At 65.2% G+C, this 20,362-nt stretch carries 16 protein-coding genes; 2 read left to right on the top strand and 14 right to left on the bottom strand.

All coding sequences use genetic code 11. The features are described from left to right. Positions 1-90: 90 nt before the first annotated feature. Genes IR187_RS05890 through IR187_RS05930 form a run of 9 tightly spaced genes read right to left on the bottom strand, consistent with a single transcriptional unit; the run spans position 91 to position 10,284 of the window. Complete coding sequence (locus tag IR187_RS05890; protein WP_082662786.1) at positions 91-1,113, bottom strand: alpha/beta hydrolase; 1,023 nt, start codon at positions 1,111-1,113, stop codon at positions 91-93. A 16-nt stretch (positions 1,114-1,129) separates the two neighbouring features. Continuing rightward, positions 1,130-2,737, bottom strand: coding sequence for a flavin-containing monooxygenase (locus IR187_RS05895; RefSeq protein WP_058807760.1), 1,608 nt, complete (start codon positions 2,735-2,737; stop codon positions 1,130-1,132). Further along, positions 2,734-4,347, bottom strand: a complete 1,614-nt coding sequence (locus IR187_RS05900; RefSeq protein WP_058807759.1) for an acyl-CoA synthetase — start codon at positions 4,345-4,347, stop codon at positions 2,734-2,736. The genes IR187_RS05895 and IR187_RS05900 overlap by 4 nt, the downstream gene beginning before the upstream one ends. A 19-nt stretch (positions 4,348-4,366) precedes the next feature. Continuing rightward, positions 4,367-5,461 carry an acyl-CoA dehydrogenase family protein gene (locus tag IR187_RS05905; protein ID WP_058807758.1) on the bottom strand — a complete coding sequence of 365 codons (1,095 nt, stop codon included), beginning with the start codon at positions 5,459-5,461 and terminating at the stop codon, positions 4,367-4,369. Then, positions 5,461-6,684, bottom strand: coding sequence for an acyl-CoA dehydrogenase family protein (locus IR187_RS05910; protein WP_058807757.1), 1,224 nt, complete (start codon positions 6,682-6,684; stop codon positions 5,461-5,463). Before IR187_RS05910 ends, IR187_RS05905 begins: the two co-directional genes overlap by 1 nt. After that, positions 6,681-7,157, bottom strand: coding sequence for a Zn-ribbon domain-containing OB-fold protein (locus IR187_RS05915; RefSeq protein WP_058807756.1), 477 nt, complete (start codon positions 7,155-7,157; stop codon positions 6,681-6,683). The genes IR187_RS05910 and IR187_RS05915 overlap by 4 nt, the downstream gene beginning before the upstream one ends. Then, complete coding sequence (locus IR187_RS17090) at positions 7,154-8,329, bottom strand: thiolase C-terminal domain-containing protein (protein ID WP_058807755.1); 1,176 nt, start codon at positions 8,327-8,329, stop codon at positions 7,154-7,156. The genes IR187_RS05915 and IR187_RS17090 overlap by 4 nt, the downstream gene beginning before the upstream one ends. A gap of 16 nt (positions 8,330-8,345) precedes the next feature. Continuing rightward, a complete protein-coding gene (locus IR187_RS05925; protein ID WP_058807754.1) occupies positions 8,346-9,485 on the bottom strand; it encodes an NAD(P)H-dependent flavin oxidoreductase in 1,140 nt (379 codons plus the stop codon). 13 nt (positions 9,486-9,498) lie between these two features. Then, positions 9,499-10,284 carry a FadR/GntR family transcriptional regulator gene (locus IR187_RS05930; protein ID WP_058807753.1) on the bottom strand — a complete coding sequence of 262 codons (786 nt, stop codon included), beginning with the start codon at positions 10,282-10,284 and terminating at the stop codon, positions 9,499-9,501. A 154-nt stretch (positions 10,285-10,438) separates the two neighbouring features. On the opposite strand from IR187_RS05930, the gene IR187_RS05935 reads away from it, so the two are divergent. Both IR187_RS05935 and IR187_RS05940 read left to right on the top strand, forming a co-directional pair. Then, positions 10,439-11,716, top strand: a complete 1,278-nt coding sequence (locus tag IR187_RS05935) for a cytochrome P450 (protein WP_228765585.1) — start codon at positions 10,439-10,441, stop codon at positions 11,714-11,716. Positions 11,717-11,745: 29 nt separating this feature from the next. Next, positions 11,746-12,072, top strand: coding sequence for a 2Fe-2S iron-sulfur cluster-binding protein (locus IR187_RS05940; protein WP_058807751.1), 327 nt, complete (start codon positions 11,746-11,748; stop codon positions 12,070-12,072). Between the two features lie 247 nt (positions 12,073-12,319). Here the strand turns inward: IR187_RS05940 and IR187_RS05945 are convergent, their stop codons facing one another. The 5 genes from IR187_RS05945 to IR187_RS05965 all read right to left on the bottom strand — a co-directional run bounded on the left by IR187_RS05945 (position 12,320) and on the right by IR187_RS05965 (position 20,307). Beyond that, positions 12,320-13,252: a DUF2493 domain-containing protein gene (locus IR187_RS05945; protein WP_058807811.1), complete on the bottom strand. Its 933-nt coding sequence runs from the start codon at positions 13,250-13,252 to the stop codon at positions 12,320-12,322. A 308-nt stretch (positions 13,253-13,560) separates the two neighbouring features. Further along, on the bottom strand, positions 13,561-14,592 hold the full coding sequence (locus IR187_RS05950) for a DUF7146 domain-containing protein (RefSeq protein ID WP_058807750.1): 1,032 nt from the start codon (positions 14,590-14,592) through the stop codon (positions 13,561-13,563). An 11-nt stretch (positions 14,593-14,603) separates the two neighbouring features. Further along, positions 14,604-18,938: a strawberry notch-like NTP hydrolase domain-containing protein gene (locus tag IR187_RS05955; protein ID WP_194953771.1), complete on the bottom strand. Its 4,335-nt coding sequence runs from the start codon at positions 18,936-18,938 to the stop codon at positions 14,604-14,606. Between the two features lie 95 nt (positions 18,939-19,033). Next, positions 19,034-19,834 (bottom strand): DUF7007 domain-containing protein, encoded by an 801-nt coding sequence (locus IR187_RS05960; RefSeq protein ID WP_058807271.1) that lies wholly within the window; start codon positions 19,832-19,834, stop codon positions 19,034-19,036. Next, the gene (locus IR187_RS05965) at positions 19,831-20,307 is read right to left on the bottom strand and encodes a hypothetical protein (protein WP_058807284.1); all 477 of its coding nucleotides are present in this window, start codon (positions 20,305-20,307) and stop codon (positions 19,831-19,833) included. Before IR187_RS05965 ends, IR187_RS05960 begins: the two co-directional genes overlap by 4 nt. Positions 20,308-20,362 lie beyond the last annotated feature (55 nt).

Consider the following 20,362-nt stretch of genomic DNA (forward strand, 5'->3'; position numbering starts at 1 on the left):
GGCGGGCTTCGGTTCGGGAACCTGGGGTGCATTGGTCATATGTGTCTCCTTGGGTCGAGCTGCATCGAAACACTTTGGTGCGCGCGCAATTCAGTTGCTTCCCGCCGTGCCCATCGGGTCCTGCCGAACATCTGCTGCTGCCGCGCGCATCGAACCGTCACCCTTGGACCACTCTTCGATCAGTGCCCGCAAGGCAGCGGCAAAGGCGAGAGGTTGGTCGAGCATCAAGTGATGTTGTGCGTCCGGAATCGCGATGATGGGGATATCTTCCCCTCCCAGTTCGCGCACGTAGAGGTGGGAATCGGGCGTGAAGAGCTGGCTCTGCTCGCCGTGGACAATCGCCTTTCGACCAGGTGCGGCGATCAGCCGGGGACCGATTTCGAGCCACAGGCGGCGAGAATTGTCGCGCCGGAAGACTGCCGGGGAGAATTTCCACACCCACTCGGCCCGTTGGCGGCGGAGCGCATGATAGGCCATGTAATCCATCAGAAAAGGTTCGCCCACCGGCTGTGGCGGGGCCAGCACGAACCTGGACCGCGCACTCGCGTAATCGGGATAGCGCCGATGAGGCTTGTCGGGATCGCCCGAGCCGGGACTGCTGCGGCCGTTGCTCCAATATTTTTCCAGTTCCGACGGGCGTAGAATCATCATGTCACAGATTATCACTCCCGCAAATGCGGCCGGCGCGAGTTCGAGAGCCTGCAGGGCTACGGCCGACCCGAAGCTGTGCGCTACCAGGATGGGTTTGCGAGCGTGGCCGAACAGGCCAAGGGCATTGGCGACCCCGATCATCTCGCGCCCGCGCGCCGCCATGTCGCAGTCGGGGCGCACGTCGCTGTCGCCCATGCCGGAAAGATCGTAGGCGACTATGTGGTAATCGCGGGACAGGAATGGCGCGATGAAGGCAAAGCAGCGGGCGTGCGACAGGAAGCCGTGGGTCATCAGGACCGGCGGCGCCGCGGGATTACCCCATCGGAAATAGTGAATGCGCACGCCATCGACTGTCACGAAGCCTTCCTCGCGCGGAACCGCCAGCGCCGCGACAAACCAGTCCGGCAGGACCGACGGGTCAGATACCCATTCTTGCACGATATCGGGGACAGTCTCGGTCATCGGTCGTTGCTTTCGTTCATGCCAGCGCGAAGCCGCGATACCCGTCCGCTGCCACGTCTTCGGAAATCTTGGCGAAACCGATCACGCTGGGATAGTTGAGCAATTGTCGAGGTTTACCAGGAATATTGTCGCCCATGTACCAGGACATTGCCCGGGGAAAGAGCGTCATGGACCCGATCGCGGCGACCCCCTCGGTCCATTCACGCTCGGCATCCTCTTCCGCTTCAAACCGCGTGAAGCCGCGGTCGCGCAGCGTCACCAGAAAATCCCGGACCCAGTCCCCCTGGATTTCCGCTGCCGTCGGGCCGTTGGCGAAACCCGACGGGCTCAGCGGCCCGTAGAGATAGGCCAGGTTGGGGAAGCCGTGCACGGCATAGCCGAGATAGGCAGTCACCTGTTCGCGCCAGGTGTCGGCAAGTCTGAGATCATTCCGGCCCCGAATATCGATCTGCATCAGGCCGCCGCGTCCGGCATCGAAGCCGGTAGCGAAAACGATCAGGTCGCATTCGATCAACCCGTCGTCGGTTTCGATCCCCTCGGCTATGATCCGCTGCACCGGTGTCCGCGCGAGGTCCACCAGCGCGACATTTTCCTGAGCGAATATCTCGTAATAGTTTCGCTCGAGCGAGGGACGCTTGGTTCCGAACGGGTGCGGCGGTTCGCTTGGTGCCAGGGTTTCGTGCAAGGCCGGATCGGCAATTCGCGCCCTCACCTTGTCGCGCCAGAAATCATAGGCGTGGCGGTTGGCTTGTTCGCTGGTCAGCAGATCGGCGAAATTGGCGTACCAGAAACGCAAACCCCCAGCCTGCCATTGCTTTTCGAACAAGCATCGCCTTGCCTCCGCATCGACATCGAGCGCCGAAGTGTCGACGCTGCCCGTATCGAAACCGCCAGAGGTCTGAAGGCGAGCTGCAAAGATCGCCGGATAGCCAAGCTTCTCCCGCTCCTGTTGCGCGATCGTCAGAGTTTCCTGTCGCATCGGCAGCGCGAGGATTGGCGTGCGCTGCAGCAGGGTGACCTGCGCCGCTTCGGCGGCCGCTTCCTGCGCCACCTGGACTCCGCTGGCTCCGGTGCCGATGATCGCCACCTTCCGGCCGGCCATGGACAGCCCCTGCTGCGGCCAGTGCGCCGTGTGGTGCCATTCCCCCGCGAAGCTTTCCAATCCCGCGATCTCGGGCACATGGGCCTGTGCCGCAAAGCCAAGGCATGGCAGCAGGTAGCGCGCCCGCAACATATCGCCGCCGTCCGTCGTCACGCGCCAGATGCGCTCGCTCTCGTCCCAGTGGGCGCTTGCCACCCGGGTCCCCATGGTGATGTGCGACCAGAGCGACAGGCGGTCGCAGACATGGCGGAAATAGGCGCGCAGCTCACGCCATCCGGGATAGCGTTCGCGCCAGGTCCAGTCGCGCCACAGCTCGGGGATCGAATATTCGTAGATCGGCACCTGCGAATCGACGCGCGCGCCGGGATAGCAATTCCAGTACCAGATGCCGCCCGGCTCGTCGGCTGCATCGATCAGCCTCGCATCGAAGCCCGCCTCGCGCAACCGGTGGAGCAGGTAGACCCCGCTGAAGCCGGCGCCGACGATCAACGCCTCACAGTCGCCAACCGGTCCGTTGTTCACGTCGTCGCGCCTTGCGATATCGCGAAGTCTCTTACCGCGGCATAGTCGGCCTTTCCGTTCGACGCGCGCAGCGGGATGGTGGCACGGTAAACCGACTTCGGGGTCTTGTAGCCCGCCAGACGCTTGCGGACGTGCGCCTTGATCTCGGTCTCGTCGAACTCGGCGCTCTCCTCGAGGCGAACCACCGCGGTCACCGCCTGGCCCCATTTCTCGTCCGGTACGCCAACGACGAGCGCATCGGACACGGACTTATGGGTCTTGAGCACCTCCTCGACTTCCTCGGGATAGACTTTTTCGCCGGCCGTGTTGATGCAGACGCTTCCCCGTCCAAGCAGAGTGAGGCTGCCATCGGCCTCCACCCGGCACCAGTCGCCGGGGATCGAGTAGCGCACACCGTCAATGGTCCGAAACGTCTTCGCAGACTTTTCCGGGTCCTTGTAATAGCCTGCCGGTATGGCGCCCTTGCGGGCAATGAAGCCGGGAATCCCGCTCCCCGCTTCGACCCTGGCGTCATTTTCGTCGAATATGTCGCAATGCTCGCCGATCACGAACCTCGCGGTCTGGACGGACCCCTGAGCGGTGGTCACCGACAGTCCGTAACCCAGCCCTTCGGATGCACCGAAGGCGTCCATCAACGCCACTTGCCGGATGTGCCGGATCAACCCTTCCTTGACCTCGCGGCTCCACATGACGCCCGATGAGATGATCGAGCCCAGGCTTGAGGTATCGAATTGCTCCGGCGCGTCGTCCAGAGCGGCCAGCATTGGCTTGGCGAAGGCATCGCCGACGATCGCGATGGACTGCACGGCGTGCTTCTCGACTCCGCGCCATAGCTCGGCTGCATCGAACGACGGACTGTCGAGCGTGACGATGCAGCCACCTCCCATCATCGCGCCGAGGGCAGATAGAAGGCCGGTTCCATGCATCATCGGGCAGGCAGGGAGAAAGATCCGGCCAGGGCCGTCGGCGCGGATCATATCGACCGTATCATCCAGGTCCAGGGGCGCCGGGCCGAGCAAACCGGCGGTATCGAGTTGCGCCCTCCGAAGGTCGTCGTGCCGCCACATCACACCTTTGGGCATGCCCGTGGTGCCGCCCGTGTAGATGAACAGCATGTCGTCGGGAGAACGGACCACGTCCAGCCGCGATCCGTCTCCTTGCGTCGCCAGTGCTTCATAGGGTTCGGCAAAAGAGGCGATTTCCGCCGGATCGCCGATTTCGACAAAGATCCGGACCTTGCCGAGGCGGTCCTTCAGTTCGACGATGCAATCGCGGAATTCGCTGCTGTAGACGATCACCTCGGCATCGGAATCGTCGAAGATGTAAAGCACCTCGTCGGGCTTGTAACGATAGTTGATATTGACGTGGGTCAGCCGAGCCTTGAAGCAGGCCGCCATCGTTTCGCCATATTCCGGGCGGTTCCGCATGTAGAAGGCGACCTTGGCCCCGGCTTCGATCCCCTCATTGCGCAGCGCGCGCCCAAGATTGTTGGACCGGGCGGACATTTCCGGCCAGGTGATCAGCCGGTCCCCATGGATCAGCGCGGGGGCGTCGTGCGGGAGCACGGGTTCGATCGCATCGAGAATGTCGCCAAAGTTCCAAGCAGTCATTCTCTTCCTCTCTCCCGCCTTATCGTGTCGCCGCGTTCAATCCTTGAAGCTGCGCCGCTTCAGCCCTGACCCGCTCCGGTCCGCCCAGAAGCTGGCGGTCGAAGCCGATCCGCTTGAACCAGAAGTGCAGACCAAGCAGGTCGGTAAAGCCCATGCCGCCGTGCACCTCCGTAGCCGTCCTCGCCACGAAGCGGTGGACCTCGCCTGTATGCGATTTCGCGAAACAGGCCGTGAGTGCCGCCTCGTCGGGAAGGACGTCGAAGGCATGCGCGGCGTACCACACCAACGCACGGCATGGTTCGTGCCGCGCCGCCATCTCGGCGCACATGTGCTTGACCGCCTGAAAACTGCCGATGACCCGCCCGAACTGCTCACGCTCTGCGGCATAGGCAACCGCCTGCTCGATCATCGCTTCGCCCGCGCCAAGGCTATCTGCCGCTAGCAATATCCGGCCGGCGTCGCGCAGCCGCCGCGTCGCAAGTCCGCCGTCGTCGGCAAGGGGCTCGGCCGCCGCGCCGGTCAACCGCAATTCTCCTACGCTTCGCGTCGCATCGATCGTCTGCAAGGCGATCGGTTCGACCCCGGTCGTCGCGGCAGCAAGCAGGTGAAGGCGCCCCGACGCATCGGCGACAATGAAATGGTCCGCCCCCTCGAAGTCGAGCGCGAACAGCGCGGTGCCGGTCAGCCCGCCGTCTTCGATCCGGACCGAAGCACCATCACGCTCTTCGACGATGCCTGCGATCGCGACGCCGAAGCGCGCCGCGCCGGAGGCAATCCGGGGTAGCCAGTCGGCCTGCTGCGCGGGCGAGCCTGCCAGCATCAGCGCGAGCGGGGCGAGCACGCTGCGCCCCAGAAACGGTACGGGCGCCACGGCCCGACCGAGCTGTTCGGCGACCACCGCCGCATCGAGCATCGTCATTCCCAGTCCGCCATGCGCTTCGGGAACCATCAGGCCGGTCAGCCCGATTTCATGGAAAGCAGCCATGACACGATCGCTGACCGCGCTGCCCGCATCCACACAGAAGCGCACATGATCGAGGGGGCAGGTTTCCGCGAGGCAGCGCCGGACCGTTTCGCCGAGCATCTCCTGTTCGGAGGAAAGACCGAAATCCATCAGGCCACGTCCTTCCGGCCCTCGGCAGAGGCCAGCGCAAGTCGCGGCTCGCGCGGCATGTCGAGGCCACGTTCGGCGATGATGTTCTTCTGAATCTGGGCCGTGCCGCCGCCGATGATGAGACCCAGCTGGAACATGTAGTTCCACTGCCATGTCCCGCCCTCGCGCACGCGCGGACTGTCGCTGTAGAGGATGCCCATTTCGCCCATCGCGTCGATCGCCAGGGCCGAGATCTGATGCGCCAGCTCGCAACTCTGCAGCTTGACGATCAGCTTCGCCATGCCCCCCGCGTCGCCCTTGAGCTGGTTCGAAAGCACGCGCATCCCGTTGTACTTCATCGCCGCGACCTCCGCCTGCAGGGCGACGAGGCGGTCGCGCAGCACGGGATCGTCTATCGCCCGGGCCGATCCGACCCGTTCGTCCCGCATCAGCCGGATCAGGGCCAGCAACCTGTTTTCAAGGGCATCGGGATCGCCCAGCATCCCGCGTTCATGGCCAAGCGTGGCATTGGCGACAAACCAGCCCTGGCCGCGCTGGCCCACGATCTGATCGACCGGTACCCGGACGTCGGTGAAGAAGGTCTCGTTGAATTCGGCGCGTCCGGTCATCGTCTTGAGCGGACGAACCTCGATCCCCGGCAGATCCATCGGGAAGATCAGATAGGAAATACCCGCGTGCTTGGGCGCCTCGGCCTCGGTCCGCACCAGACAGAAGATCATGTCGGCCTGCCGCGCGGTACTGGTCCAGATCTTCTGCCCGTTGATCACGAAGTGACCATCTTCCTCGCGGGCGCTGGTGCGCAGGCTGGCAAGATCCGACCCTGCGCCGGGTTCCGAATAGCCTTGGCACCAGACGATTTCGCCCCGCAAGGTCGGCTCGATCCAGCGGCGCTTCTGCTCTTCGGTGCCCAGCTCGAGCAGCGTGGGAACAAGCATCGAAATGCCCTGGTTGGAAAGCCCGGCCGGGACGCCCGCGCGGGCGAACTCCTCCGCGATGATCCGGGCCTTCAATATATCGGGTTCGGCCCCGTAGCCGCCATATTCTCCCGGGATGGTCCTGGCGGTGTAGCCATGCTCGATCAGCAGCTTCTGCCAGGCAACCGCAGCGGCATCGGGCCGGGCGGCGCGCTGCGACGCGTGCGGTGCGCGGTGCCTGTTGCCGGCGAGAAAATCGCGCACTTCGTCGCGGAAGCGCTCATATTCGGGCCCATATTCGAGGTTCATGGCGCAATGTCTCCAGGCGCGGCCGGCTGGAACACCGGCAACCGGAAATCGTCGCCCAGCGTCTCGAAGGTCAGTTCGACCGGCATGTCGAGTTCGAGCGCGTCGGGAGAGCATTCGATCAGTCTCGAGGCCATCCGCACCCCTTCCTCGAGCTCGACGACCGCGGCAACGAGCGGGATTTCGTCGGCGAAAGCCGGGTGCAGGGCCTGATGCGTAACGGTCCAAGAGAATAAGGTGCCTTTGCCGCTGCTGGGCTGCCAGGCGAAATCGGGGGAGCCGCAGCGTGCACACATATAGCGGGGAAGGTGCCGCCAGGTGCCGCAGGAGGCGCAACGCTGGAAATGCAGCCGGCCGTCCTGGCACAATCTCCAGAATTCCTGTTCGACGGGGTCCTGCGGACGCGGACGCGGCTTCGCCGGAACGGCCTGCGCATCGGGGCGCAGCTTGGGAGGAAGTTCGCTATCCCCGCTCATGAGAACCTCCGCAAGATGGCGATGCTGCCGTCGCCCAGATCGCCCCAGCCGGTGACGAGGCCGGTCTGGGCGTTCTCGACCTGCCGATCTCCGCAGTCATGGCGCAGCTGGCGGACCGCCTCGACCACATGGTTGAGGCCCCAGACATGGGCCTCGCTGAGCAGTCCGCCATGGGTATTGAGTGGATAGCGCCCGCCCAGCTCGATCTGCCCGTCCCGGACGAAATCGAGCTGCCCGCCCGGCTCGCAGTACCCCAGCGCTTCGAGCTGCAGCAGCACGACATAAGTGAAACAGTCGTAGATTTGCAGGAAATCCATGTCCTCGCGGGTCATGCCGGCCATCGCGAACGCTTTCGGAGCGGCGTAGGAGAGTCCGATCTTGAACGGATCCGGGCGGGAGGGAATGTCGTCGGCGGGATAGGGGTGCCCTTCGGCCGCTCCGGCGATCGTCACGGGCACGTGCGGCATGTCGCGCGCGCGGTCGATCCGCGAGACCACCACCGCGCAGGCTCCGTCGGTTTCGAGGCAGCAATCATAAAGCCGAAAGGGTTCGGAGATCCAGCGGGAGGTCGCGTAGGTATCCCAGTCCAATGGCCGCCCGTAGGTATAGGCCCTGGGATTCAGCTGGGCATGTTTTCGGCAGGCCAGCGCCACGGCGCCCATTGCCTCCGGCCCTACTCCGAACAGCCGCGAGTGGCGGGTCGCCAGCCAGGCGTACATCTGCACCGGCAGAAACACACCATAGGGGATGTAATAGCCCTGGATCGTGTTGGTGAGCGTGGTCATGTTCATCGACCGGGTCGGCGGTGCGCCGGCTTTTGGTCGCAGCGCGGAAAAACCGTTCCAGCCAAGCGTGACAAGAACATGGTCGCACAGACCAGACGCGATAGCCATGGCCGCATTTTGCAGTGCGGTCGTGGGACTGGCTCCGCCCATGTGGACGGTGGCTGCGTAACGCAGCACGTGGATCCCCAAATTGGCGGCCATTTCCTCCGAGGTCGTATAGATCGGCGGCGGGACCATGCCGTCGATGTCTCCCGGTTTGAGCCCCGCGTCGGCGATCGCGCGACGCGAGGCCTCCAGCATCATGTCGACCGCGCTGCGTTCGCTGCCCTTGACGAAATCGGTCTCGCCAATTCCGGTAATCGCGGCCTTGTCGGAAAAACCGTTCACGCGCCTCGCCACCGGGTCAGCGAAAACGGCTGGCCAGCGCGAGGGCCTTCTCGGCCTCGGAAACCAGATCGGCCATGACCGAAGCCGCGGGGCGCACCGCGTGGATCAGGCCGATGCCCTGCCCGGCGAACCCGGGGAGAATATCTTTGCGCCTTGCCTCGATACCGGCGGCCATGACCGGGCCGGCGATCATCGACTGATATGGCATCGGCAAAGGTTCCTTGCCTGCCGCGACCCACGCGTCAGCCCATTTGTTCCGGATCATTCGTGCCGGCTTGCCGGTGATCGAACGACTGACCACGGTATCGGAATCGCCGCCTTCGACGATCGCCTCCTTCTGGAAGTCCTCGATCCCCGCCTCTTCCGTGGCAAGGAATGCCGTGCCAACCCAGGCCCCTTCGGCACCCAGCATGAAGGCAGCGGCGACCCCCCGGCCATCGGATATGCCGCCCGCGCCGAGCACCGGCACCCTGTCGCCGACGGCATCGACCACCTGCGGGATCAGCGAGATCGTCCCGATCGGCGAATTATGCCCCCCGCCGTCATGGCCCTGGGCGACGATCACGTCGATACCGCTCTCGACCACCTGGCGCGCGTGCTGGACCTTGCCGACAACCGCCATGACGATGGTCCCGTTTGCGTGGAGCCGGTCCATCCACGGGCCGGGGTTACCGAGCCCGGCGGCGTAGACCGGCACCTTTTCCTCGATCACGACTTCCATCTGCGCCTCGAAGAACTCCTTCGAGAAGAGCGGCGGGCCGCCTTCTGCATCCCGTCCGCCGATCGCGCGTCGCGCCGCCTCGCTATCGGCCTTGGCCAACCCCTCGCGGGCCATGAATTCCTCAGCGAACTGGCGATATTCGGCAGCAAGCTCCATCGGATCGACGGGCGCCGCGCCATCTGGGGCGGGCTTGCCGCGGCGTACCGAGGCAGGGAGCAGCGTATCGACCCCGAACGGTTTGTCTGTCAGTTCGCGGATCTGGCGAATCCATGCCCGCAGCCGCTCGGGCGCGCAGGCCGCGGCGCCAAGCACGCCCAGCCCGCCGGCATTGGAAACCGCAGCCGCCAGCGCCGGAACGCTTGCCCCGCCCATTCCCGCAAGCACGATCGGGTAATCGATCTTCAGCAACTCACAAATGCGGCTGTTCAAGGCCATTGCCTCTCTCCCTTCAAGCTAGCCTGCTTGCGTTCCCCCAGCGCACCTTTTGCGCGAGCAGATCGGGACTGCGCTCGGCCAGGTAGGTTGTCGAACCAGCGATCAGCCGCTCCATCTGGCGGCGCGCGCCCGCCGCATCGCGCATCCGGACGGCGTGCAGCACGCGGCCAAGGCACCGCAGCTGGGTGTCGCGTTCCTGGGCCGAATAGCCCAGGCTTATCGACATGTTGCGGGTCAACAAGTGCAGTGCGGAGACAAGCAGGCCAAATGTGGGGTTGCCGCTGGCCCAGCCCAGCAGATCGTGAAACCGGCGATTGGTTTCCTCGAATTCCGCTCCGTCTCGCTCGCGCTCGAGTCGTCCCAGGCAATCCTCGAGCGCGGCGAGATCCGCGACGGTTGCCATTTCGGCCGCCCGCGCCGCAACCGTCGGGGCGACCGCCTCGCGCAACTCGAGCAGCGCCCGAAGATCGGTGTCCATGAATTGGAGGATCAACGCCATCGAACTGGCGAAATCGGCGGTCTGGGGTCGCGTGATGACCGGCCCGCCCCCCCGGCCCTGGGCGAGGTGGATGACACCCTGCAATTCAAGAAAGCGCAGCGCCTCGCGAAGCGTTGCCCGCGCCACATCGTAGCGCGCCAGCATGACGTCTTCGGGGGGCAGCCGGTCTCCGGGTCCTTGCGCCCTGCTCTCGATATCATCGACTATTTCGCGAGCCAGCACCAGCGCACGCTTGGCCTTGGCCGGAGCCTGGCCACTGCCGAGTGCCACGGTGCGGGCGGGATTGCGGCTTGATTGCATATAATTCTGATAAGATTTCGACGAGATATTGTCAACACATGGGTCATATGCCGGGTTACTTGGGGGAGTGACCCGTAAAAGCTTATACTATTATTGACGAATCGGCATGTTTCTCCTATGCCGCACCCGACACAGGAAAGGGAGTGGCGCGGTCATGGCTACGCGATCGATGCAGTCCGGTCCGGATCGCGAAGAACCGGACCGCCCAATTGCCGAAATCCCGCTTGCGGAAATCGACGTCTCTCGTCCGAGCCTGTTCCAGAGCGACAAGGTCGGAGCCTTCTTCGAGCGGTTGCGGCGCGAGGATCCGGTGCATTATTGTTCGGAGAGCGCCTTCGGACCCTATTGGTCGATCACCAGGTACAACGACATCATGGCGGTCGATACCAATCACAAGCTGTTTTCGTCCGAAGCCAAGTTGGGCGGCATCGCCATCCAGGACATGCACAACGACGCGACCAATCTCGAGCTCGAAATGTTCATCGCGATGGACCAGCCCAAGCATGACGCGCAGCGCAAGGCGGTTACGCCGGCAGTGGCACCATCCAACCTGCTGTTGCTCGAACCGGTGATCCGCGAACGGGCCGGGGCCATTCTCGATTCCCTGCCGGTGGGCGAAGAAATCGACTGGGTGAAGAGCGTTTCGGTCGAACTGACGACGATGACGCTTGCGACGCTGTTCGATTTTCCTTGGGACGAGCGGGCCAAGCTGACGCGCTGGTCGGACGTAACCACCGCGATTCCGGGATCCGGCATCGTCGAGAGCAACGAGCAGCGCCGCCAGGAGCTGATCGAGTGCGCCATGTATTTCAAGGGCCTTTGGGATCAACGCATCGACCGCTCCGAGGGTAGCGACCTGATCACGATGATGGCGAATTCGCCGGCCACGCGTGAAATGCCCTTCCTCGAATTTCTGGGCAACCTGCTCTTGCTGATCGTCGGCGGGAACGACACCACGCGCAACTCGATCAGCGGGGGTGTGATCGCGCTCAACCAGAACCCCGATCAATATGAGAAGCTGCGCCAGCACCCCTCGCTGATCGGCAGTATGGTCCCCGAGATCATCCGCTGGCAGACCCCGTTGACCCATATGCGCCGGACCGCGCTGGCGGATAGCGAGATCGGCGGAAAGCGCATCGCCAAGGGCGACAAGGTCGTCATGTGGTATCTCTCGGGCAACCGGGACGAAACGGTGATCGAGAGGCCCGAAGAATTCATCATCGACCGAAAGAACCCGCGCCAGCATCTGTCATTCGGCTACGGGATCCATCGCTGCATGGGCAACCGTCTTGCCGAACTGCAGCTGCGGATCATCTGGGAAGAGATCCACAAGCGCTTCCGCCTTGTCGAGATGGTGGGTGAGCCCGAACGCCTGCTCTCCAATCTCGTTCGCGGCATCACCCGCCTGCCGGTCAAACTTCACGCGCATTGATCGATGCACCAAGGGAAGGTCACAATCTTATGGTGAAGGTCACCTTCGTCGCCCATGACGGTCGGCGGTTTCCGGTTGAAATCGAACCTGGCATGACGGCGCGCGAGGCGGCTCTGTTCAACGAGGTTCCGGGCATCGACGGCGATTGCGGAGGCCAATGCGCCTGTGCAACTTGCCACGTCCATGTCGATCCTGCGTGGATCGACCGGGTCGGCCGCCTGGCGGATGACAGTATGGAGGCCGACTTGCTCCAATTTGCTGAGGGAACCACGACGGAAAGTCGGCTTGCCTGCCAGATCAAGCTCGATGATCGGCTCGACGGGCTTGTGCTTCGCGTCCCGGAGCAGCAATATTGACCGAGGGCCTTTAGCTGCGGCGCGGCCGCGCCGAGAGGCTGCACACCGATATCCGAGCGGGGCCGATCGGTAGGAGGGCGCCGGCAGGCTGGAAGCCTCGGATGTCCCCGACGGGCCCTTCTGCCTGCGGAAGCACGGCGCCTCCCCGGCCCGAGCGGTGCCGCGTTATAGCGTGCAGGCGGATCGATGCGGCATCGGATGCCGGCGATGAACGACGGGCGGTACGCCGCGACGGGCAATCTGCGGCTCAGCGCGTTGCGCGCCGGAAATCCCAGAGCGGGATACCCATCCGCGCCGCCTTGTCGGCGAGATTGTCCTGTATGCCGCTTCCCGGAAAGACGATGAGGCCGACGGGCAGCGCCTCGAGCATCCGGTCGTTGCGCTTGAATGGGGCCGCTTTGCCATGGCGGTTCCAGTCGGGCCGAAAGGCGACCTGCGCCACGCCCCGACTATCGGCCCAGCAGGCAGCCGCACGTTCGGCCCCCGTAGGCGCCGCCCCGTGAAGCAGGATCATGTCGACATGCCGCGCCCGAACCTTGTCCAGCGCAGTCCAGACGGCGTTGTGATCGCCGGTATCGCTTCCGCCGGTGAAAGCGATCCGCGTTCCTTCGGGTAGCAGGGCCGCGGCTTTCTCGCGAAGTCTTGCGTCGAGGAAATCGCGGCTGTCGATCAGCGATGCCGTCATCGCGCGGCGATGCGCGCGCGACCCGGTTCGCGGCGCCCAGGCCTTGCGCAGCAGGATGCGGAACTGCTCGGCGGCTGCCTCGCGGAAGAACTCCATGGTATCGCGCCGTTCGAGGAGCGAGATGCCCTCTCGGGTTGCCCGCTCGAGTTCGACCGACCGGATCTCGCTGCCGTCCTGCTCGCGCTGGAGGCGGCGCTGGAGCTGCTCATTGTCGTCGAGCGCGCGCTCGACACGTTCGCCGGCCCGGTGGAAGATGTTGACCAGGTTCCAGAGGAGGTCGTCGAGATCGGGCTCGATCCGGGTTTCGACGAGACATCCGGCCAGCGCATCGAACATGTCCGCGATCGCGCCGCCGGCAAGATGCGCGTCGGGAAGCGGTCTCGGGTCAGGTTCGTCTTCGAACGGACGGTGGCCGAAGAGCTGCATCTCCTGTAGCAAATAGGCCGTGGTGCCGGGTTCGGCGGGACAGTCGTGCGGGGTGGCGTCGCCTTGCATCATGGGTCTCCGTCTGTCCAAGCCGCGCCTCGTGCGGCCTTCGTGGCGACGGAAGGCGGCATGCGGAGCGGGGCTGCATCGCGGCGCGCCGCGACCGAAGCGCAGCGAAGGATGGCGAGCGCGCGGCTATTTTGTTTCGCGATGCAAAGGGGCCGCGAGGCCCCGGCGGAAAATAGCCGCACGCACGCCATTGTTGCCCCGCCCCGCCTGCCGCAGTCGCCCTCTCGCGAAGGCCGGGCGCGCACCGCAACAGAGAAGCCGCAAGGCTCCCACGCCGCTCGCTAACCCTCCCGGCAATCCGCCACCAATCAAAGAAGCTGCAGGCGATCCGCGGTTGCCAATTGCCGGCGGAGCGAGGCCGCCATTGCGCTTCGACCCAGCTTCCTGAGGTCAGCGTTAAAGTCGTCATTGAGCGGCTCAAGGGGAATGAGCTCGATGCCGGCCACTCCTGCGCGTTCGCGAAGCGTGGACAGTGCGACCATGCCGGCGGGATCGTCGTCAAGCGCGACATAGAGCCGCCGCAGCGCATCGGGGAACGCGATGGCGGCAAGATGCGCGCCTGACAGTCCCGCGATCATGGGCAGGGTCGGCATGACCTGGCGGATCGAGAGCATCGTCTCGATCCCTTCACCCGCTGCCATGACGGCCCCCGCAATTCCGAAGCGGACGCCATTTCCGAGAAGGTGGCCCATTGCGCGGCGCGGATCGGCAACCGGTGCCTTGTCTTTGGTCTCCGGGTCGAGCCAGGTTCGGTGGACGCCCGTGACCGAACCCGCGAGATTGGTCACCGCTGCGATCATCGCCGGCCACGCCGGCCGCCCGACCGGATCATCGTGGGTGGAAGAGCGGTAATAGCAGTGGGGGTGAAAGCGGAGAGGAGCATCGGGACAAAGCTCGGTGATCGACCGTCCGCGCAGATATTCGGCTCCAAGCGTGCCGAGGAGAGGCTTTGTCGCTGCCAGCAAACGCCGAGCCGACTCCGGCGATCCGGTCGGCGCCTTTGGCGGTCGAGGATTTCGGGGCATCTCGGGAGGCGGAGGCAGGCTCAGGAATCGACGCGCCTCATCCAGCGTCTCGCGAAACCCCGCATGGCCGCAGCTCGCGGCGATGATGTCGAGGAGATCGCCATGATCGCCGGTCGCGGCATCGGTCCATTTTCCCGGAGACCCACCGTCTCCGCTCGCGCCGAGCCGCACATAAAGACTTCGCCCGGGCGCGTTTCGAATGTCGCCAACCATCCAGTAATGGCCTTCTCGGCGGCCGTTGGAGAGATAGCGGCGGCACACAGCCTCGGCATTCTCCCCGAGGCGTCGCGATATGTCGGAAGCTGGACTGCTCATGCGGGGCTCCTTCAGGCGGCCTTGCGGTCGATGACCCGCTGGATCGGAAACCGATCGACGAGCGCATCGAACACATCGGCGCCAGCAGCCCCTGCCGGCACGTAGAGCTTGAGCTTCCACGAAACGATCTCGGAGATCAAGCCCATGGCTTTGAGCCGCTCGACGCCGAGGTCGTTGAACCCGCTGAGCTCGATGCGCCAATCGTTCATCGACCGGACGCGCCGCAGCGTCTGGCCTTCGGTAAGCTGGAACGCCACCTCGCCCGCCCCGAGTAAGCGCCATGCCTCGGCCTTGGGCAGGTCGCACGGCCCGTCGCGGACCACCGACGCCACCCAGCCTGCCGATACCTTGCGCCCGATCAGCCGCTCGCCCTCGTCGGTCTGAAGCCGGTACACGCGCGAGGACTCCTTCGGGAGTCGCTTCCAGATCGGCAGTAGGAGCCCCGACACCATGTAGAGCGTCGATGTCTCATACTCGGGGATCCCTTCGAGTTCGGCCGCCCAAACTGATCGGAACTCGCTGGCAGACGAAGGCTTCCAATGGCTCGCCTCATAATCCTCGAGATGCATGAGCGTGCGCTCGACCGGTCGCTGCAGCCCGATGCGGCGATGCACATTGCCGTCGTCGTCTATGACGCTGCGGGCACGCTGGCGCAGCGCCGCCCGGCCGGACCTCGCATTCACGACGAGTTCGCCATGCCCACCGGCCGCAAACTCGATCGCCTCGTCGAGATCGAACGGTATGATCCGGTCCTTGCTCTCGACGGTCAAAAGCTCGGTCGCCGCGCCCGTCCCGGGATGCGTGTAGATGGTCTGGCGCGACGAGACGATGAAGCTCATCGCCCGCAGGGTTTCGAGCCCGACCTCGTAAGTGCCGGATGCCATCGCCCCCTCGATCCGCGCAACGAGCAGACCCTCGAAGGCCTCGAACAGGATGTTCTGAAGATCGATGGTGAGCGCGAGCATGCGGTTGAGGAAGGTGGTGATCGGCGGCAGTTCCTCCTTGAGCCCGCCGCCCTCGTCGAGAAGTGACAGACCGGTCGCCGCCTCGAAGGTCAGCAGCGAGCATCCCTCGACCTTGCCGTCGACGAGCAGCTGGTAGAGGCGGCGAAGCGCATCGCGGGCGTAGGCGCTCTCGAGATTGTCCTCGGGCCGAAACATATTCTGGCCGCCCGTCTGACGCTGGCCGCGGGTGATCGCGCCCAGCGTGTCGAGACGACGCGCGATCGTCGAGATGAAGCGCTTTTGCGCCTTCACGTCGGTCGAGACCGGACGGAACAGCGGCGGCTGCTTCTGATTGGTGCGGTTCGTCCGGCCGAAGCCCTGGATCGCGGTGTCGGCCTTCCAGCCCGCTTCGAGCAGATAGTGGACCCTGCGGCGCTGGTTCCTGACCCCGAGGTCGGCATGATAGGAGCGCCCGGTGCCGCCGGCCTCCGAGAAGACCAGGATGCGCTTGGCATCGTCCATGAAGGCGTGGGTCTCGCCTAGGTTGGCGCTGCCGGGACGGTTCTGGACCGCGAAGCGCACGATGCCCTCGCCATCGGCCTTCGGGACGATCCGACGCGACCGGCCCGTGACCTCGGCAACCGCGTCGGGCCCGAAATGCTGGACGATCTGGTCGAGCGCACCCGGGACCGGCGGCAGCGCGGCGAGCTTCTCGATCATGGCGTCGCGGTAGCGGGCCGCTTCGCGGTTCATCACCGGGTTGCCATTGTCGTCGAACACCGGGCGCGACGAAAGATTGCCCTCGCTGTCTTCGCATGGCTCGTAGAGCTGGACCGGGAAGCTGTGCTGCAGATAGTCGAGGACATATTCGCGCGGCGTTATGTCGACCGACACATCGTCCCACTCCTCGGTCGGAATTTCCGCGAGCCGACGCTCCTGCAGCGCCTCGCCAGTCGAGACGATTTGCACGACCGCTGCATGACCGTCTTCGAGATCGCGCGCGATGCTCGCGATCGTGCTCGGCGTCTGCATCGCGGTGATGAGGTGATTGAAGAAGCGCTGCTTCGTGCTCTCGAAGGCCGAGCGCGCGGCGGACTTGGCCTGTGGGTTGAGCGTCCCATGGAGCGAGCTGGTGACCCCGGCCGCCTCCATCGCGGCGTCGAGATTGTTGTGGATGACCTGGAAGGCACCGGCATAGCTGTCATAGATGCGGCGCTCCTCGTCGGTCAGCGCATGCTCGAGCAGCTCATATTCGACCCCGTCGAACGACAGTGAGCGCGCCGCGTAGAGACCGAGCGCCTTGAGATCGCGCGCGAGCACTTCCATCGCGGCGACGCCGCCCTCCTCGATCGCCGCCACGAACTCGCCGCGTGTCGCAAAGGGAAAGTCGCCGCCCCCCCATAGGCCGAGGCGCTGCGCATAGGCGAGGTTCTGAACCGTCGTTGCGCCGGTTGCGGAGACATAGACGATGCGGGCGTCGGGGAGAGCGTGCTGCAGTCGAAGCCCAGCCCGCCCCTGCTGCGACGGTTTCGCTTCGCCGCGCGTGCCCTTCCCTCCTGCAGCATTCGCCATTGCATGTGCTTCGTCGAAGATGATCACGCCGTCGAAATCGCGTCCGAGCCATCCGACGATCTGCTCGATCCGGCTCGCCTTTGTATCGCGCGCCTGGCTGCGCAGCGTCGCATAGGTCGTGAAGAGAATGCCCTCGGCGAGCTTGATCGGCGTTCCCTGCCGGTAGCGCGAAAGCGGCGTGACGAGCAGGCGCTCTCGGCCCAAGGCCGTCCAGTCGCGCTGCGCGTCTTCGAGCAGCCGGTCCGACACCGACAGCCAGACGGCGCGGCGCCGACCCTTAAGCCAATTGTCGAGGATGATCCCCGCGACCTGGCGCCCCTTGCCGGCGCCCGTTCCGTCACCGAGGAACCAGCCGCGCCGGAACTGAACGGCTTCCTCATTGTCGTCGCTCGCCGCGGTGACAACGTCCCAGGTCTCGTCGACGGTCCAGCTTCCGGTGATGTGGCCGCTGTGCGCTTCGCCGGCATAGATGATCGACTCGATCTGCGCGTCCGAGAGGATGCCATCGGCAATGAGGCTCGTGGGCAGATGCGGACGATAGCCGGGCTTCGGCGGCGCGACCGAGGCCATCGCCGCCGATTGCACGAGCGCGGTCGGATGCGGCCTCGCATGCGGAATGCTCAGCGATTGCAGGACATAGGGCTCGTAGATGCCGTCTCCGAGCACCCCGTCGGCCGCCGACCAGTCGCGGCAATGATAGTCGAGTTCGGGGGCGACTTCGGCCACCCCCGCGCGGGCCTGCCGCTCGGTGGCGACGGCTCGCGTCCGTTCCGGCGCGGCGACCGGATGCGCTGCGGTCGCGCCCGGCGGAGGCGTCGGCGTGGATCGCGGCGGGACGTCGGCGATGACCCAGCCGAGCAAGGTTGCAAGATCGGCGGCCTCGCCCCGGCTTGCCGGAAAGGAAGAAGGGTCAACGGCCGCGAGCTTGTCGAACACGAGCAGCCGCGTCGGTGTGGTCGTCCCATGCTTCGCATAGAGTTTGCCGGCGATGGCGGCGGAGAATATGAGGCGCGCCTCGGCCTGCAGGCCGGTGAAGGCCTCCCGCCACGCCGGCACCTCGGGCGCGCAATTGGCGCCCACGATTGCCACGAGCCGGCCGCCCGGCCTCAGCCGCGCGAGCGCCGAGCGGATGTGCCGGATGGCGGCGTCCTTCATCGCGCGGTCGACATTCGCGACCGCCGAGAAAGGCGGGTTCATCAAGATGACGTCGGGAACGACGGCCCCGTCGAGACGATCGTCGATCGCTGCCCCGTCGTGGCGCGAAACCTGCGACGAGGGGAAGAGATGTCCGAGGATGGCTGCACGCCTTGGCTCGAGCTCGTTGAGTGCCAGGCGCGCGCCGGCGAGTTCGGCATGGCTCGCGAGCATGCCGGTGCCGGCGGACGGCTCGAGCACGAGGTCGGCTGGACCGATCGAAGCCGCCACAGCGGCGACATAGGCGAGCGGCAGCGGGGTAGAGAATTGCTGATAGGCTTGTCCGGCTTCGGAGCGGCGAGTCTGCGTCGGGATGCGGCGCGCGATCTGCTCCCACAGCATGAGGCGCCTCGGGGCCGAGCCTGCCCGGGTCATCAAGGCCCGGCCATATGAGCGAAGCAGCAGGACCTGCGCCGCCTCGCAGGCATCATAGGCGGTTTTCCAGTCCCAGCCGCCTTCGGCATCGCTCGCACCGAAGGCCGCAGTCATCGCGGCGCGAACTTGCCCCGTGTCGAAGGGGTTGCCCGCTTCGAGAAGCGGGAGAATGGCCTCGGCGGCCACCAACAGGCGGGTAGCTTCGGACGGGACGGAAAAAGGCGCGGCGCCGGGCGCCGCGCAGACGGAAGGATTTGGCATGAGCGGATTCCTCGGGAGAGCGGGACGGATGATGGCCCGCCGGACGCTCTCTCTCGGACCCGGCGGCTCCCTTTCCGGCCCCGGGACACTTCCTCTCATCCCATGGAGCGATGGCGCTCCGGATCGATCACGAAGCCATGCCGGCCGATGACATATTCCTCGTCGGGCACGAGGAAATCGCGGGACGCCACCGCGCCGCGCAAGCCGCCAAGCGAGGCGGTCGCGATTATCTTGCCGGGGTGCGCTTCGGCCTGGCTCGCAGCGATCACGACCCAGTCGCCTGCGTGATCGCGCTGGAAGGCCTCGCGATCGCGCGTCCGGGACTCCGAACGCTCGAGCCTGCGGCCGTAGAGCGCCTCCCAGATATCCGGTTCATAGTCGCGAAGCGTTCGCTCGGCCGCCTCGCGCTCCCGATCGGTGAAGAGATCGGGATAGCCCGCGGCGACGCGCGCCCAGTCGCAATCCTCCTCATACCAGCCGTCGTCCCACCGCAGCGCCGGGTGCAGCAGCGCGTTGCGGATCTCATCGAGGTGGAAGCCGCCGTGGCTCGCCGTGTCGTAGCAAATGATCCCCTCGGCGTAGCGTGTGGCTACCTGCGATGGCCCCCAGGGCGTATGCACGCTCCCGGAAATCCGCTCGCGGCCGAAAGCGGCGCGTTGCCGGAAGTGGAGCAGCCAGGCCTCGACATGCGATCGAAAGCCCGCTTCGTCCGCGACGATGCCATCGCGCCCGAAGGCATCCTTCGCGGACCATGACGTGATCGGCCGCGCCGACGAAGCGGCGGTCGAGATGCGATACTCGTCTCCCTCAGGCAGCGCGATCAACCCGAGATAATCGATGCGCGCCGCCATCAGGCCATCGGAAGTGGTGCCATATTCGGCCTGGATTGCGGTCATGCCGCTTCCTCCCGGATGAGCGGCCGATCGACCGGGTCGGGATCGCTCACCAGCTCGATCCGCGCGTCGTGATAATGATGCTCGGCCAGCCAAGCCCGCGCCGCTTCGTCATCGGCCGCGAGGTGACGCAGTTCGCAATTGTCCGCCAGTCCGGTTAGCACGCGTGCCGAACCGGCGACAGGCCGTTCGAGAATCTCGAAGTCGAGGTTGCCGACCACCGAGTAGATACGGCGCACGACGAGGATCGGGACCCCGCCGCTCGAATAGGTTGCAAGGTGGAGGCCGAAGGTTGCCGGCGATGAATAGGTAGGCCGATCGCAGCCGGGCTGGCATTCGATGAGCGTCCCGGTGCCATTGTCATTCTCCCATGCCTTGACCTTGCGGGTGAAGCGTTCGGGCGGGCGCGGCTGGCCATTGGAAAAGCGGATCTTGCTGCCGAGCGGCGCCGACAGATAAAGTTCAAGCGGTGTCATCATAGGTCTCCTGAAAATGAAGAAGCCCGGCGCGATGGCCGGGCTTCGAAGAGGG

This window comes from Sphingopyxis solisilvae, from assembly GCF_015475875.1.
Taxonomy (GTDB): Bacteria; Pseudomonadota; Alphaproteobacteria; order Sphingomonadales; family Sphingomonadaceae; genus Sphingopyxis; species Sphingopyxis solisilvae.

Coding starts and splice junctions, on each gene's coding strand:
- IR187_RS05890 (WP_082662786.1), bottom strand. CDS start 1,113: ATGACCGAGACTGTCCCCGATATCGTGCAAGAATGGGTATCTGACCCG.
- IR187_RS05900 (WP_058807759.1), bottom strand. CDS start 4,347: ATGACTGCTTGGAACTTTGGCGACATTCTCGATGCGATCGAACCCGTG.
- IR187_RS05905 (WP_058807758.1), bottom strand. CDS start 5,461: ATGGATTTCGGTCTTTCCTCCGAACAGGAGATGCTCGGCGAAACGGTC.
- IR187_RS05910 (WP_058807757.1), bottom strand. CDS start 6,684: ATGAACCTCGAATATGGGCCCGAATATGAGCGCTTCCGCGACGAAGTG.
- IR187_RS05915 (WP_058807756.1), bottom strand. CDS start 7,157: ATGAGCGGGGATAGCGAACTTCCTCCCAAGCTGCGCCCCGATGCGCAG.
- IR187_RS05925 (WP_058807754.1), bottom strand. CDS start 9,485: ATGGCCTTGAACAGCCGCATTTGTGAGTTGCTGAAGATCGATTACCCG.
- IR187_RS05930 (WP_058807753.1), bottom strand. CDS start 10,284: ATGCAATCAAGCCGCAATCCCGCCCGCACCGTGGCACTCGGCAGTGGC.
- IR187_RS05935 (WP_228765585.1), top strand. CDS start 10,439: ATGGCTACGCGATCGATGCAGTCCGGTCCGGATCGCGAAGAACCGGAC.
- IR187_RS05940 (WP_058807751.1), top strand. CDS start 11,746: ATGGTGAAGGTCACCTTCGTCGCCCATGACGGTCGGCGGTTTCCGGTT.
- IR187_RS05945 (WP_058807811.1), bottom strand. CDS start 13,252: ATGCAAGGCGACGCCACCCCGCACGACTGTCCCGCCGAACCCGGCACC.
- IR187_RS05950 (WP_058807750.1), bottom strand. CDS start 14,592: ATGAGCAGTCCAGCTTCCGACATATCGCGACGCCTCGGGGAGAATGCC.
- IR187_RS05955 (WP_194953771.1), bottom strand. CDS start 18,938: ATGCCAAATCCTTCCGTCTGCGCGGCGCCCGGCGCCGCGCCTTTTTCC.
- IR187_RS05960 (WP_058807271.1), bottom strand. CDS start 19,834: ATGACCGCAATCCAGGCCGAATATGGCACCACTTCCGATGGCCTGATG.
- IR187_RS05965 (WP_058807284.1), bottom strand. CDS start 20,307: ATGACACCGCTTGAACTTTATCTGTCGGCGCCGCTCGGCAGCAAGATC.